The sequence below is a fragment of the Pseudomonas sp. 32A genome, assembly GCF_052682255.1.
On record NZ_JBQYLY010000001.1, the window covers coordinates 353,596 to 367,304 of the forward strand.

Consider the following 13,709-nt stretch of genomic DNA (forward strand, 5'->3'; position numbering starts at 1 on the left):
TTCCCACGCTCTGCGTGGGAATGCATCTCGTGACGCTCCGCGTCACAAAAGCGGACGCAGAGCGTCCAAAGCGGCATTCCCACGCAGAGCGTGGGAACGATCATGTCCCTCTGAGATAGCACCCTTGAGCATTCAACCCAGCACCTATTCCCCAGACATCGCAGTCCCCTTGGACAAACGCGTCTTCGGCGCCCGCGATCTCTTTTCCCTGTGGTTCTCCCTGGGCATCGGCCTGATGGTCCTGCAAACCGGCGCGCTGTTGGCGCCGGGACTGGGCCTGTCCGGCTCGTTGCTGGCGATCTTCCTCGGCACCCTGGTCGGCGTCCTGCTGCTGGCCGCCGTTGGCGTGATTGGCAGCGACACCGGGCTGTCCTCCATGGCCGCCCTCAAACTCAGTCTCGGCATCAAGGGCGCAAGCCTGCCGGCGCTGCTGAACCTGCTGCAGCTGATTGGCTGGGGCTCGTTCGAAATCATCGTGATGCGCGACGCCGCCAGCCTGCTGGGCGCTCGCGCGTTCAGCGAAGGCAGCCTGCTGACCAGCCCATTGTTCTGGACCCTGGTATTCGGCGCCCTCGCGACCTTGCTCGCCGTCAGCGGTCCGCTGACCTTCGTACGGCAGATCCTGCGCAAGTGGGGCATCTGGCTGTTGCTGGCCGCCTGCCTGTGGCTGACCTGGAACCTGTTCGCCAAAGCCGACCTGGCTGCACTCTGGGCTCAGGCCGGTGACGGTTCGATGCCATTCGCCGTGGGCTTCGATATCGCCATCGCCATGCCGCTGTCCTGGCTGCCACTGATTGCCGACTACTCACGCTTCGGCAAACGCGCGAAAAACGTGTTCGGCGGCACGGCGCTGGGTTTCTTCATCGGTAACTTCTGGCTGATGAGCCTGGGCGTGGCCTACACCCTGGCGTTTGCGCCGAGCGGTGAAGTGAATGCGTTGCTGCTGGCATTGGCCGGGGCGGGCCTGGGGATTCCGCTGCTGCTGATTCTGCTGGATGAATCAGAAAACGCCTTCGCCGATATTCACTCGGCGGCGGTGTCCAGCGGGATTCTGTTGCGCTTGAAAGTCGAGCACCTGGCGTTGGCCATCGGCGTTATCTGCACGCTGATCGCCTGCTTCGCGCCGTTGGCGCAGTACCAGAACTTCCTGCTGCTGATCGGTTCTGTGTTCGCGCCGCTGTTCGGCGTGGTGCTGGTGGATCACTTCCTCCTGCGCCGCCGTGGCCTTGGCGTCGCTGCCAATCTGCGCTGGCCGGCGCTGTTGGCCTGGCTCGGTGGCGTCAGTACTTATCACTTGCTGGCGAATCTGTACCCGGATGTCGGCGCGACCCTGCCGGCGCTGGTGCTGGCAGGGCTGTTGCACTTCATCCTGGGCCGGGCCTTCAGTGGCGTGCGGGCACCAGCTCAGGCTTGATCACGCCGGTCAGGCGCGCATAGGGGATGGTCATTTCGATCAGCCCCAATGCGTAGGGCGCGATGGTGGTCACGTTGTACTTGAGCACCACGCCATTGCTGGTCAGCGCCACATTCGGGGTTTTCTGGAACGGCCAGTTCTTCACGAACTCCGGGTCACGGTCCATCTGCGAGTTGATCAGCCAGTTGTTGTGGGCGACTTTCGCGGTCTTCCAGAACGCATCTTCCTGGCCCGGCAACAGCATGTCGGTCAGGCTCAGCTCTTTGTGCAGCAGGCGTGAATAGTTGATGAAGCCACGGCCCGGCTCGCCGTGGGCGGTGCCGGTGTCCAGGTAGCTGGACACTTCGATGATCACCAGTCCGTCATGCTGCTCACGTACCTTGGCCTGCAAGTACATGCTGTTGCGGTCAGGCGACTCACGCAAAAACTTGTCGCGGTAGGCGTTCAGGGTAGCGGGCATGCTCTGGCCTGGCGAGGTGCGGGCCATCTGCAGCAGGCGCTGTTCGATGATCTGGTCCAGCTGTGGCTCTGACGGGAAGTGCACGGTGTCGATGTTTACCAACGGGCAATCCGGGCTGCTGCAGCCGGGTTTGATCTGCTCGGAGGCGTCGGCGGTGGTGTCCAGCGGCTTGAGATAGCTCGGTTGGAACAGGCTCTGGCAAGCACCCAGGGTCAAGGCGATACAGGCCACGGAGGCGATTTTTAAAAGCGACATGTGTGTCCTTCATAAATCGAGGAAAGGTGAAAATGTGGAGCTTCGACTCCCGACAAGGCAGTCAGTTCGCCACTAAGCTGATTAGAGTGAGTTTGACGCCCGCCGTCTATCCCGGCAACCGGAAAGGGGCTGCATCAAGGGGCACGAGCGCGTTAGGATGGCGCGATGTCGAGGCCGCCTCGATACCGCAAGGCAAAAAACGAGGGTTGATATGACGGACACAGCGAAATCGACGCCGAGCAAGGTTGAGATTGTTCAGCGCGACAATGCCTACAAGGGCTTCTACAAACTGGATCGGCTGAAACTGCGGCACGAGAAGTTTGATGGCGGCATGAGCCGTGAGATCAATCGCGAAGTCTTTGTTCGTCATGACGCCGTGTGTGTGCTGCCCTACGACCCGCAGCGCGACGAAGTGGTGCTGATCGAGCAGTTTCGCGTCGGCGCCATGGGCCGTACCGACAACCCGTGGCTGATCGAAATGGTCGCCGGCCTGATCGATAAAGATGAGCAACCGGAGGAGGTTGCACACCGCGAAGCCGAAGAGGAAGCTGGCCTTACCTTCTCTGCACTCTGGCCGATCACGAAGTACTTTCCGTCGCCGGGTGGCAGCACCGAATTTGTCCACTTGTTCCTGGGCCGTTGCGAAAGCGCCGGGGCCGGTGGCGTCCATGGACTGGAAGAGGAAGCTGAAGATATCCGCGTCACCGTCTGGGCCTTTGAAGACGCCCTGCAAGCGGTACGTGACGGTAAAATTTCCAACGCAGCGAGCATTATTGCCCTGCAATGGCTTGCGCTTAATCGCGCGGAAGTGAGGGGGTTATGGCAGTAAAGGCACGGGAGCGATATCGGGTTGACCTGATCGGGCTGCAAGCAGCCTGCGAGGCCAACTATGCACGGCTCATGCGGCTGCTGCCGGACATGCGCCACACCCCCGAGGCGCGGCGCATTGCCGTGACCCACGGCGACCAGATGCTCGGTGTGCTGACCCTGGAAGTGATCGTGAACTGCCCGTACACCACCACCCTGCGGGTGCGCCAGGAGCACAGCCTGCCGTGGCTGCCGGTGCCGCAGTTGGAAGTGCAGGTGTACCACGACGCGCGCATGGCCGAAGTGATCAGCGCCGAACATGCACGACGCTTTCGCAGCATCTATCCTTACCCCAATGTGTTCATGCACCAGCCCGATGAGAAAGCACAGCTCAATGTGTTCCTCGGCGAATGGTTGAGCCACTGCCTGGCCCTGGGCCACGAGTTCGAAGTCGTTCGATAGATGTGAACTGTGTCCGCTTCACGGGTTTCCTCTTTGTGTCCTGCCCCAGCATAATCGCCTCAAATGTCCATTCCTGTGATCACGCCCTGGGAGAACGCCTTGCCGAGCGTATCCGCCTTGAACCCTGACGCTTCGGCGTTGCTGGTGCAGTTGTCCGATAGCCACCTGTTTGCCGAGGCGGACGGCGGGCTGCTGGGCATGAAAACCCGCGAGAGCCTGCAACGGGTGATCGAGTTGGTGCTGGCGCAGCAGCCGCAGATTGATCTGGTGCTGGCCACCGGGGATTTGTCCCAGGACGGTACGCTGGAGTCGTATCAGGCGTTTCGTGACATGACCCGACAGATTGAAGCGCCGGCGCGGTGGATTCCGGGGAATCACGATGAGCCGCAGGTGATGCTGCAAGCGGCGATCAACAGTGCGTTGCTGGAACCGGTGGTGGATGTGGGTAACTGGCGGATTACCCTGCTGGACTCGGCGGTGCCGGGCTCGGTGCCGGGGTATTTGCAGGACCAGCAACTGCAACTGTTGGCGCAATCGTTGAGTGAGGCGCCGACTCGGCATCATCTGGTGTGTTTTCACCATCATCCGGTGTCGATTGGGTGTGCTTGGATGGAGCCCATCGGTTTGCGTAATCCTGAGGCGCTGTTTGCGGTACTGGATCGGTTTCCTCAGGTGCGGGCGGTGCTTTGGGGGCATGTGCATCAGGAAATCGACCGCGAACGCAACGGCGTGCGTCTGCTGGCTTCGCCGTCCACCTGCATCCAGTTCGCCCCCGGCAGCGAGGACTTCAAGGTGAGCGAGGAAGCGCCCGGTTATCGCTGGCTGCGCCTGCATGCCGACGGACGGTTGGAAACCGGCGTGGAGCGGGTGCAGGGCTTTGCGTTTCAGGTGGATTACGGTAGCAGCGGGTACTGACGGCTTTGGGGGCGGCGGCCTACCGGCCGGCTTGAGTGTTAAAAGCGAAAGCAAAGCTGCTTTTCTGTAGGAGCGAGCTTGCTCGCGAAAAACGTAAGGGCGCCGCGTTGAATCAGAATGCCCACGTCATCGTTAACGACCTTCGCGAGCAAGCCCGCTCCCACATTTTGGACCGTGCCCGCTTCTGGTTTTGCTGTTGCTTTTGCTTCACCACACTCAAGCCGGCCGGTAGGCCGCTGTGCTATCAGCCCTCACCCTAATAACGGATATGCACCCAGAAACCCCGCTAGAGCCTAGCCCTCAAGTTCCCTGTAAACTGCCCCCTCTTTGAGCTGACCCACAGAGGACCCGGAATGTCCGCATCGATCTTGTATATCCACGGCTTCAACAGCGCTCCCGCCTCCAACAAGGCCAGCCAGTTGATCACCGTGATGGGCAGCCTCGGTCTGGCCGACCAGTTGCGCGTGCCGGCCCTGCATCATCACCCCCGCCAGGCGATCCCCCAGTTGGAGGCGGCTATCCGTGACCTCGGAAGGCCACTGCTGGTAGGCAGCTCCCTCGGCGGCTACTATGCAACCCATCTTGCCGAACGCCATGGCCTCAACGCCTTGCTGGTCAACCCGGCAGTCAGCCCTCATCGGATGTTCGACGGATACCTGGGCACCCAGAAGAACCTCTACACCGATGAAACCTGGGAATTGACTCACGATCACGTTGCAGCCCTGGCCGAGCTGGAAGTACCGGCGCCTCAGGACCCCCAGCGTTATCAGGTGTGGTTGCAGACCGGCGATGAAACACTGGATTATCGGCTCGCCCAGCAGTATTACCGGGCCTGTGCCTTGCGCATCCAGGCCGGTGGCGACCACGGTTACCAAGGTTTTGCCCAGCAGTTACCGGCGCTGTTGAGTTTTGCCGGCATTGGCGCAGATCAGTACCAATCCTTCGATTTCACCGCATTGTGAAACCGCAGGTTACTTTTTAATCGAACGACTCACGACGAGACCCCATGGCCACTCCCAGCGCTAGCTCTTATAACGCCGACGCCATCGAAGTCCTCTCGGGCCTCGACCCGGTGCGCAAACGCCCCGGCATGTACACCGACACCAGTCGGCCGAACCACCTTGCCCAGGAAGTCATCGACAACAGTGTCGACGAAGCCTTGGCCGGGCACGCCAAGTCGGTACAAGTCATCCTTCACGCCGACCATTCCCTGGAAGTGTCCGACGACGGTCGCGGCATGCCGGTGGACATTCACCCGGAAGAGGGGGTGTCGGGCGTCGAGCTGATCCTCACCAAGCTGCACGCCGGCGGCAAGTTCTCCAACAAGAACTACCAGTTCTCCGGTGGCTTGCACGGTGTGGGTATTTCCGTGGTCAACGCCCTGTCGAACCATGTGCGGGTCAAGGTCAAGCGGGACGGCAACGAGTACCAGATGACCTTCGCCGATGGCTACAAAGCCACCGACCTGGAAGTGATCGGCACCGTCGGCAAGCGCAACACCGGCACCAGCGTGTACTTCGCGCCGGACCCGAAATACTTCGATTCGCCCAAATTCTCCATCAGCCGCCTCAAGCATGTGCTCAAGGCCAAGGCTGTGCTGTGCCCGGGCCTGCTGGTCAGCTTTGAAGACAAAGGCACCGGCGAAAAGGTCGAGTGGCATTACGAAGACGGGCTGCGCTCCTACCTGGAAGACTCCGTCAGCGAATTCGAACGCCTGCCCAACGAGCCGTTTTGCGGCAGCCTGGCGGGTAATAAAGAAGCGGTGGACTGGGCCCTGCTGTGGCTGCCGGAAGGTGGCGACAGCGTTCAGGAAAGCTACGTCAACCTGATCCCGACCGCCCAGGGTGGTACCCACGTCAACGGTTTGCGCCAGGGGCTGCTGGATGCCATGCGCGAATTCTGCGAATACCGCAGCCTGCTGCCGCGCGGCGTGAAGCTGGCGCCGGAAGACGTCTGGGAGCGGATCGCGTTCGTCCTGTCGATGAAGATGCAGGAGCCGCAATTCTCCGGCCAGACCAAGGAACGCCTGTCGTCCCGCGAGGCTGCGGCGTTTGTTTCCGGTGTGGTCAAGGACGCTTTCAGCCTGTGGCTCAACGAACACCCTGAATTGGGCCTGGCCCTGGCAGAGCTGGCGATCAACAACGCCGGCCGCCGCCTGAAGGCCAGCAAGAAAGTCGAACGCAAGCGCATTACCCAGGGCCCGGCACTCCCGGGCAAGCTGGCGGACTGCGCCGGGCAAGACCCGATGCGTTCCGAGCTGTTCCTGGTGGAAGGTGATTCCGCCGGCGGTTCGGCCAAGCAAGCGCGGGACAAGGAATTCCAGGCGATCCTGCCCCTGCGCGGCAAGATCCTCAACACCTGGGAAGTCGACGGCAGCGAAGTGCTGGCCAGCCAGGAAGTGCACAACATCGCCGTGGCCATCGGTGTCGACCCGGGCGCGGCGGACATGAGTCAGCTGCGTTACGGCAAGATCTGCATCCTCGCCGACGCCGACTCCGACGGTTTGCACATTGCGACCTTGCTCTGCGCGCTGTTCGTCCAGCACTTCCGCCCGTTGGTGGATGCCGGTCACGTCTATGTCGCCATGCCGCCGCTGTACCGCATCGACTTGGGCAAAGAGATTTTCTACGCCCTGGACGAAGCCGAGCGCGATGGCATCCTCGATCGCCTGGTGGCCGAGAAGAAGCGCGGCAAACCTCAGGTCACTCGATTCAAAGGCCTGGGTGAGATGAACCCGCCGCAATTGCGGGAAACCACCATGGACCCGAACACCCGGCGCCTGGTGCAATTGACCCTGGAAGATTTCGCCGCTACCTCGGAAATGATGGACATGTTGCTGGCGAAGAAACGCGCGCCGGACCGCAAGAACTGGCTGGAGTCCAAGGGCAACCTGGCCGAGGTTCTGGGCTGATGCGCAGCGGTTTCGCCCTGGCGATACTGTTGTTGAGCGGGTTGGCGACCACTTCGGTGGTCGCGGCGCCTGTGGCTGAGCTGAAGCTGTTGTCGGAACACCCGGTGGAAGGCATGCGCGGCGGAAACCTGTCGGGCCTGGCCTTATGCGGTAACGAATTGTGGACAGTCTCCGATCGCGATGACGACCAGATCTACCGGCTCGATACCGCCGGTGACGTCTGGAAGGCAGAGAAGTACGGGATTGACGTGCCGCCGGTGCCGGAGTCGGGTTTGCCCTTTGGCTTGCGTTCGCGCACAAAGGCGGCTTCGTTGATTCGCGGTGGTGATCTGGATTTTGAAGGCATCAGCTGCGATGCGGTGGGCAACCGTTACATCGTCAGTGAGGCTCACGCGGCGGTTCTCAGGGTGCCTTTCTCCTCAGAACACGGTGATACGGAGTGGCTGAAGATCGCCCCGGGCATGGTTCGCGAAGCTCGGGCCAGTGGCATGTTGCTGCACTTCAATGCGCTGTTTGAAGGCATCGTGGTGAACCCGGAAGGCAATCAAATCTGGCTTGCGGCCGAACGCGAGCGGCGCGGGTTGATCTCCATCAAGCGCCCGCAAACCCTCTGGGATTGTGACGGCCCTTGTGTACTGCTGAGCGAGGCCGGCCAGGAGATGCAGCCGGCGCAGTTCCCGGGCGCCAAGGCGGTGTCCAAGGACTTTGCCGACCTGGCGCTGTTCAATGGCAAGCTGTTTACCCTGGAGCGCAATGCGTTTCAGGTGTGTCGCCGGGATGCGGTCACGGCCCAGGTGGAGTTGTGCTGGTCGTTTGCCGATGAAGCGCTGACGCCGAATCGGCGTTATGCCCAGGCCTATGGATTGGCCGAAGCCTTGGTGGTGGACGCTGACGGTGCCTGGATCGGTATCGACAACAACTTCGGCGCCCGCGCCGATGGCGAGAAACGGCCGATGGTCTATCGTTTCGCCGCCCCTGCGGGTGGCTGGAGCGCCAAGCCATGAGTGTGCAACCACCGGGCAAGCGCGCCGGCCGTGTGTTGATGTTCGTCGCGTGGGGCGCCGGCCTGTTTTTGGCGACACGATTTTTTGGACAGTGGGAAGCGCGACAGGAAAATCCCAATGCCGTGGTGACCTCGGAGCAACACGAGGGTTATGTCGAAGTAAAATTGCTGGGCAACGGCCAAGGGCATTTCGTCGCCACTGGCCAGATCAACGGCCAGCCGGTGCAGTTCATGCTCGACACCGGGGCCACCGACGTGGCGGTTCCGGCCGAATTGGCCGACCGTCTCGGGCTTAAACGCGGCATGCCGGTTGGCGTGAGTACGGCCAACGGGCGAACCCAGGGCTTCCGGACCGAGCTGGGCCGCCTGCAACTGGGCGATATCGTCCTTCAGGACGTGCGCGCCATCGTGGTACCGGGTTTGGGCGATGAACAGGTATTGCTGGGCATGAGTGCATTGAAACAACTTGAATTTACCCAGCGCAGCGGCACCTTGCTGCTGCGCCAGACCAAACAATGATGAGGCCCGCATGAGTGACATCCTTGCAGACAGCTTAGACGGCGTTGAACGCCGGTCGCTGGCTGACTTCACCGAAAATGCCTACCTCAACTACTCCATGTACGTGATCATGGACCGTGCCTTGCCGCATATCGGCGACGGCCTGAAGCCCGTACAGCGGCGCATTATCTATGCGATGAGTGAGTTGGGCCTGGACGCTGACTCCAAGCACAAGAAGTCGGCGCGTACCGTCGGTGACGTGCTCGGTAAATTCCACCCCCATGGCGACTCGGCGTGCTACGAGGCCATGGTGCTGATGGCCCAGCCGTTCAGCTATCGCTACACGCTGGTGGATGGCCAGGGTAACTGGGGTGCGCCGGATGATCCCAAGTCCTTCGCCGCCATGCGTTACACCGAAGCGCGCTTGTCGCGGTATTCGGAAGTACTGCTCAGCGAGCTGGGCCAGGGCACGGCCAACTGGGGCCCGAACTTTGACGGCACCCTCGACGAACCGTTGGTATTGCCGGCACGTTTGCCGAACATCCTGCTCAATGGCACCACCGGCATCGCCGTGGGCATGGCCACTGACGTACCGCCCCACAACCTGCGGGAAGTGGCCAGCGCGTGCGTGCGCCTGCTGGACGAGCCGAAGGCTACGGTCGAGCAGTTGTGCGAGCACATTCAGGGCCCGGACTATCCGACCGAAGCGGAAATCATCACGCCGCGCGCCGATCTGCTGAAAATCTACCAGACCGGTAAAGGCTCGGTGCGCATGCGCGCCGTGTACCACATCGAAGACGGCGATATCATCGTCACCGCGCTGCCGCATCAGGTATCCGGCGCCAAGGTGCTGGAGCAGATTGCCGCGTTGATGCAGGCCAAGCCGTCGAAGCTGCCGCAAGTCGCCGACCTGCGTGACGAGTCCGACCACGAGAACCCGTGCCGCATCGTGATCATCCCGACCAACAGCCGGGTCGACCACGAAGTGCTGATGCAGCATCTGTTCGCCAGCACCGAGCTGGAGTCCAGCTACCGCGTCAACATCAACATCATTGGCCTGGACGGCAAGCCGCAGTTGAAGAACCTGCGGGCATTGCTGGTGGAATGGCTGGAGTTCCGGGTACAGACCGTGCGTCGCCGCCTGCAATTTCGCCTGGACAAGGTCGAGCGCCGCCTGCACCTGTTGGACGGTTTGTTGATTGCCTACCTCAACCTGGATGAAGTGATCCACATCATCCGTACTGCCGAACACCCGAAGGCCGAGCTGATCGCGCGCTTCGAGCTCAGCGAAATCCAGGCTGACTACATTCTCGACACGCGTCTGCGCCAGTTGGCGCGTCTGGAAGAGATGAAGCTGCGTGACGAACAGGACGCGCTGCTCAAGGAACAAGCCAAGCTCCAGGCCCTGCTGGGCAGCGAAGCCAAGCTGAAGAAGCTGGTGCGCACCGAGCTGATCAAGGATGCCGAAACCTATGGCGACGATCGCCGTTCGCCGATTGTCGAGCGTGCCGAAGCCAAGGCCCTGACCGAAACCGAGCTGCTGCCCAACGAGAAAATTACCGTCGTTCTGTCGGAAAAGGGTTGGGTTCGCTCGGCCAAGGGGCATGATATTGACGCCACCGGCCTGTCGTACAAGGCGGGTGACGGTTTCAAAACCGCTGCGGCGGGGCGTTCCAACCAGTTTGCGGTGTTTATCGACTCCACCGGTCGCAGTTATTCGGTGCCGGCGCATACGTTGCCGTCGGCGCGGGGGCAGGGCGAACCGTTGACCGGGCGCCTGACACCGCCACCGGGTGCGAATTTTGAATGCGTGCTGCTGCCGGACGATGATTCGCTGTACGTCATCGCCTCCGATGCGGGCTACGGGTTCGTGGTCAAGGGTGAAGACCTGCAGGCCAAGAACAAGGCGGGCAAGGCGTTGTTGAGCCTGCCGAACAACGCCAAGGTGATCCTGCCGCGTCCGGTGGAAGACCGTGAAGGCAATTGGCTGGCATCGGTGACCACCGAGGGGCGCCTGCTGGTGTTCAAGATCAGCGATTTGCCGCAGTTGGGCAAAGGCAAGGGCAACAAGATCATTGGTATCCCCGGGGAGCGGGTGGCCAGTCGCGAAGAGTACGTGACCGACATCGCCGTGATCCCGGAAGGCTCGACCCTGGTGTTGCAGGCCGGCAAGCGCACGTTGTCACTGCGCCCTGACGACCTTGAGCACTACAAGGGTGAGCGGGGTCGTCGCGGCAATAAACTGCCGCGCGGCTTCCAGCGAGTGGACGCTTTACTGGTGGAAACGCCGGTTTAACGCGATATAGAGCACCCGATCTACGATTTAACCCGTAGATCGACGCTTTCGCGCTGGAGTCATGGCGCATATTCACGGATGATATGGCCTTTCCAGCGCCGGCGTGGCTGAGCGCGTTTAGGTTATTTTTGAGTATTACATTGTGGTTCGCCTTGTGGCAGCCACCTGGATGGGATGATGACTGCTCCGCGCCTTCCTTTATTTTTGTTGCTCGCTGGCGTTTTGGGCCTGGCGGGTTGCAGCACACATCAACCTGTGTCGCTGTATCAGCTGGACAGTGGAAGTCCGGCTCAGCCTGCACAAAGTGCCGGCATGGCCGTATTGCTTGGCCCGGTTGTGGTGGCCGACTACCTGCAACGTGAAACCCTGCTGCAACGTCAGAACGACGGCAGCCTGCAAGGTTCCACCGATGGCCGCTGGGCCGGTAGCCTGTCGTCCGACATCAATCAGTTGATGTTGCGCCAGGTGGCGGGCCATCTGGACAGCCAGCGTGTTGTGTTGGCCCCGGCGCCGTTGGGTTTTGCCCCGGACGTACAGGTGCTGCTGACCATTACGCGGCTGGACTCGGGCGTTTCGCAACCCGCGATCCTCGACGCGCAGTGGCGCTTGATCGACCGCCGTGGCCAGGTGCGGGATAACCGCATCGTGCACTTGCAGGAAGAACACGCCGGCAGCACCGCGTCCCAGGTCCAGGCCCAGGGTGTGTTGCTGCAGCGTTTGGCTGAGCAGTTGTCCGTCGCTCTCAAGCCACTGGCCAATCAGCCGGCGGTTGCAGAGGCGCCACGCAAACAGGCCCCGGCGCAGCCCAAGGCTGCGGCACCGGAGAAGCCGAAGATGCCGATGGCCGTGCCGATTCGTACGGATATGGAAGTGTTCAGGTTCTGACCTGAATACAGACCAACAAAAAGGCCCGCTGATGAGCGGGCCTTTTTGTTTATGCGGGATCTGAGTCGTTCGCAGATCAAGTGTGGGAGCGGGCTTGCTCGCGAAAGCGGAGTGTCAGTCACCAAATGTGTTTCTGATACACCGCTTTCGCGAGCAAGCCCGCTCCCACAGGGGTTCAGCGTTGTTCTTCAGTTCTTCGCCCGCGTCTCATGCATCCGCGCCAGCTGGCGCTCCAGCATCGACGGGTAAGGCTCCATCAGCCGCTCCACACAGCACGCACCCTCAGGGCTGGCAATCGGGCGGATCCGCGCACGCTGGCGAATCAGCACGTCGTCACTGATCTTGCGTTCCACCAGCAGCAGGTTGCGGCTGTGTTGCGACAAGGCCAGGGCGTCCTGGGCAATCTCGGTCAGCAGCAGATCAATCTGGCTCATGCCATACAGATCGTCGCCCACCGTCAGGCCCAATTGCAGCTGCAAGGTGATGCCGCTGTCGGCCACTTCGATCTGCAGCGCATGGCCCAGGGCCCGCAGCAGCTCACCGCAGCAGATGGCGTTGGTCAGGTAGTCTTCGCCGCTGTCTTCGCTGTGGAACAGCATCAGCGTGCTGCCATCGTTCAGGGTGTGCAGCTCGCTCTGATACAGCGAGGCCGCCTGGTCGAGGCAATCACGATAGCGCTCCAGCAACTCCGTCAGGCGTGCCCGCGGCAAGCGGCGCAGTTGGTCCTGTGCGCCCAACTGCACGGCCAATACGGCGCTGTGCTGGGGCTGGGTGCTGCGCACGGGGGCCGGCTGCGGCACGGTGGTCGTTGGGGCTGAGTTGTCGCGAAGATCGGCGAACGGGTCTTCTTCGTCCAGTTCGTCTTCTTCGGCCTTGATCACATGACGGGCTGCGGGCTTGAGACCGGCCACAGGCGCGGACTCGTCGAAGCTCGGGTCGCGCAGGTTGCGCACCTCAAACTCGGGCTCGTCGTCTTCGTACTCGGTGTCGTCGAACTCGGGCTCGGGTTCGACCTCGGGCACCACGGGCTCCGGCGCGAAGCTGGTGTGCAGCTGGCGGGCGAGGTCGCCGATTTCGTCCTGGCGGTCGGTGGCCGGGGTGTGCTCGTCGATATCCCGCAGCCAGATGCGCAGTTGCATCAGTGGCGTGGAGATATGCCGGCCCAGGCGCAGGCTCAAGGCCAGGGACAGTGCCAGCAGGATCGCACTCAAGATACCCATGCTTTGCAGGCTGATGGTCATCGGCTGCTGGAACTGTTGCATGTCCAGGCTGATGCGCAGTTGGCCGGCCTTCACGTCCTGAAACGTGATATTGCTCTGGTACAGACCTTCGGCTTCACCCAGCAGGCCGTTTTTCGGGCGTTGCCCGGCTTCGGCCATGATCCGGTTGTCCACACTATAGATAGCGGCGTGGGCCACCAGCGGGTTCTTGGTCAGGTTGTTGAGCAGCACGTTGAGGCTGAGGATGTCGTTGGACACCAACAACTCAGTCGCCGAGGTGGCGGTCTGGGTGGTCAGGCTCTCGCCCAGGGCGTCGGCTTGCTCATGCATGGCCTGCTTGAACTGCAAACCCATCACGCAGGCGTAGATGACCAGGGCCAGGGCGACCAGGATCACGTTATGGCTGGCGATGCGTAATGCGATCGGTACACGGCGGTGGCGCAGTGCCCGGAAGATCAGCAGGAAGAAGTTGTCGGTTTTTACTGGCGTGGGCCGGTTCACTTAAGCTCGGCTCTTTAGTCCGTGAAGTTGACGCGCAGTATAGCGACAGGCCCAAGACCGGCAAAGCGCTGGCTGTGCCCGA

12 protein-coding genes are annotated in these 13,709 nt (G+C 61.7%); 10 read left to right on the top strand and 2 right to left on the bottom strand.

Annotation, left to right across the window (positions count from 1 at the left end; all coding sequences use genetic code 11):
* Positions 1-124: 124 nt before the first annotated feature.
* Entirely contained in the window at positions 125-1,414 is a 1,290-nt protein-coding gene (gene cytX / locus ACUN0G_RS01560) for a putative hydroxymethylpyrimidine transporter CytX (protein ID WP_445572555.1), read from the top strand.
* Here the strand turns inward: cytX and ACUN0G_RS01565 are convergent.
* Positions 1,383-2,129, bottom strand: coding sequence for an RsiV family protein (locus ACUN0G_RS01565; RefSeq protein ID WP_063033406.1), 747 nt, complete (start codon positions 2,127-2,129; stop codon positions 1,383-1,385). The two genes, cytX and ACUN0G_RS01565, sit on opposite strands and share 32 nt — an antisense overlap.
* Before the next feature lie 211 nt (positions 2,130-2,340).
* Here ACUN0G_RS01565 and ACUN0G_RS01570 point away from each other — a divergent pair, with 211 nt between their 5' ends.
* The 9 genes from ACUN0G_RS01570 to ACUN0G_RS01610 all read left to right on the top strand — a co-directional run bounded on the left by ACUN0G_RS01570 (position 2,341) and on the right by ACUN0G_RS01610 (position 11,906).
* On the top strand, positions 2,341-2,958 hold the full coding sequence (locus tag ACUN0G_RS01570) for an NUDIX domain-containing protein (protein ID WP_421526067.1): 618 nt from the start codon (positions 2,341-2,343) through the stop codon (positions 2,956-2,958).
* Complete coding sequence (locus ACUN0G_RS01575; protein ID WP_003209507.1) at positions 2,949-3,398, top strand: DUF1249 domain-containing protein; 450 nt, start codon at positions 2,949-2,951, stop codon at positions 3,396-3,398. Before ACUN0G_RS01570 ends, ACUN0G_RS01575 begins: the two co-directional genes overlap by 10 nt.
* A gap of 99 nt (positions 3,399-3,497) precedes the next feature.
* Positions 3,498-4,313, top strand: a complete 816-nt coding sequence (gene cpdA, locus ACUN0G_RS01580) for a 3',5'-cyclic-AMP phosphodiesterase (RefSeq protein ID WP_445575507.1) — start codon at positions 3,498-3,500, stop codon at positions 4,311-4,313.
* 353 nt (positions 4,314-4,666) lie between these two features.
* On the top strand, positions 4,667-5,275 hold the full coding sequence (locus tag ACUN0G_RS01585) for a YqiA/YcfP family alpha/beta fold hydrolase (protein WP_177071121.1): 609 nt from the start codon (positions 4,667-4,669) through the stop codon (positions 5,273-5,275).
* Between the two features lie 44 nt (positions 5,276-5,319).
* Positions 5,320-7,224 carry a DNA topoisomerase IV subunit B gene (parE, locus tag ACUN0G_RS01590; RefSeq protein ID WP_003209518.1) on the top strand — a complete coding sequence of 635 codons (1,905 nt, stop codon included), beginning with the start codon at positions 5,320-5,322 and terminating at the stop codon, positions 7,222-7,224.
* Positions 7,224-8,228: an esterase-like activity of phytase family protein gene (locus ACUN0G_RS01595; protein WP_445572556.1), complete on the top strand. Its 1,005-nt coding sequence runs from the start codon at positions 7,224-7,226 to the stop codon at positions 8,226-8,228. Before parE ends, ACUN0G_RS01595 begins: the two co-directional genes overlap by 1 nt.
* Positions 8,225-8,746 carry a retropepsin-like aspartic protease family protein gene (locus tag ACUN0G_RS01600; RefSeq protein ID WP_076018074.1) on the top strand — a complete coding sequence of 174 codons (522 nt, stop codon included), beginning with the start codon at positions 8,225-8,227 and terminating at the stop codon, positions 8,744-8,746. Before ACUN0G_RS01595 ends, ACUN0G_RS01600 begins: the two co-directional genes overlap by 4 nt.
* Positions 8,747-8,756: 10 nt before the next feature.
* A complete protein-coding gene (gene parC / locus ACUN0G_RS01605; protein WP_003217539.1) occupies positions 8,757-11,021 on the top strand; it encodes a DNA topoisomerase IV subunit A in 2,265 nt (754 codons plus the stop codon).
* 177 nt (positions 11,022-11,198) lie between these two features.
* Positions 11,199-11,906: a PqiC family protein gene (locus tag ACUN0G_RS01610; protein ID WP_026078082.1), complete on the top strand. Its 708-nt coding sequence runs from the start codon at positions 11,199-11,201 to the stop codon at positions 11,904-11,906.
* A gap of 188 nt (positions 11,907-12,094) precedes the next feature.
* Here ACUN0G_RS01610 and ACUN0G_RS01615 read toward each other — a convergent pair whose 3' ends face one another.
* On the bottom strand, positions 12,095-13,627 hold the full coding sequence (locus ACUN0G_RS01615) for an AhpA/YtjB family protein (protein ID WP_063033400.1): 1,533 nt from the start codon (positions 13,625-13,627) through the stop codon (positions 12,095-12,097).
* Positions 13,628-13,709 lie beyond the last annotated feature (82 nt).

Coding starts and splice junctions, on each gene's coding strand:
- ACUN0G_RS01565 (WP_063033406.1), bottom strand. CDS start 2,129: ATGTCGCTTTTAAAAATCGCCTCCGTGGCCTGTATCGCCTTGACCCTG.
- ACUN0G_RS01570 (WP_421526067.1), top strand. CDS start 2,341: ATGACGGACACAGCGAAATCGACGCCGAGCAAGGTTGAGATTGTTCAG.
- ACUN0G_RS01575 (WP_003209507.1), top strand. CDS start 2,949: ATGGCAGTAAAGGCACGGGAGCGATATCGGGTTGACCTGATCGGGCTG.
- ACUN0G_RS01585 (WP_177071121.1), top strand. CDS start 4,667: ATGTCCGCATCGATCTTGTATATCCACGGCTTCAACAGCGCTCCCGCC.
- parE (WP_003209518.1), top strand. CDS start 5,320: ATGGCCACTCCCAGCGCTAGCTCTTATAACGCCGACGCCATCGAAGTC.
- ACUN0G_RS01595 (WP_445572556.1), top strand. CDS start 7,224: ATGCGCAGCGGTTTCGCCCTGGCGATACTGTTGTTGAGCGGGTTGGCG.
- ACUN0G_RS01600 (WP_076018074.1), top strand. CDS start 8,225: ATGAGTGTGCAACCACCGGGCAAGCGCGCCGGCCGTGTGTTGATGTTC.
- parC (WP_003217539.1), top strand. CDS start 8,757: ATGAGTGACATCCTTGCAGACAGCTTAGACGGCGTTGAACGCCGGTCG.
- ACUN0G_RS01610 (WP_026078082.1), top strand. CDS start 11,199: ATGACTGCTCCGCGCCTTCCTTTATTTTTGTTGCTCGCTGGCGTTTTG.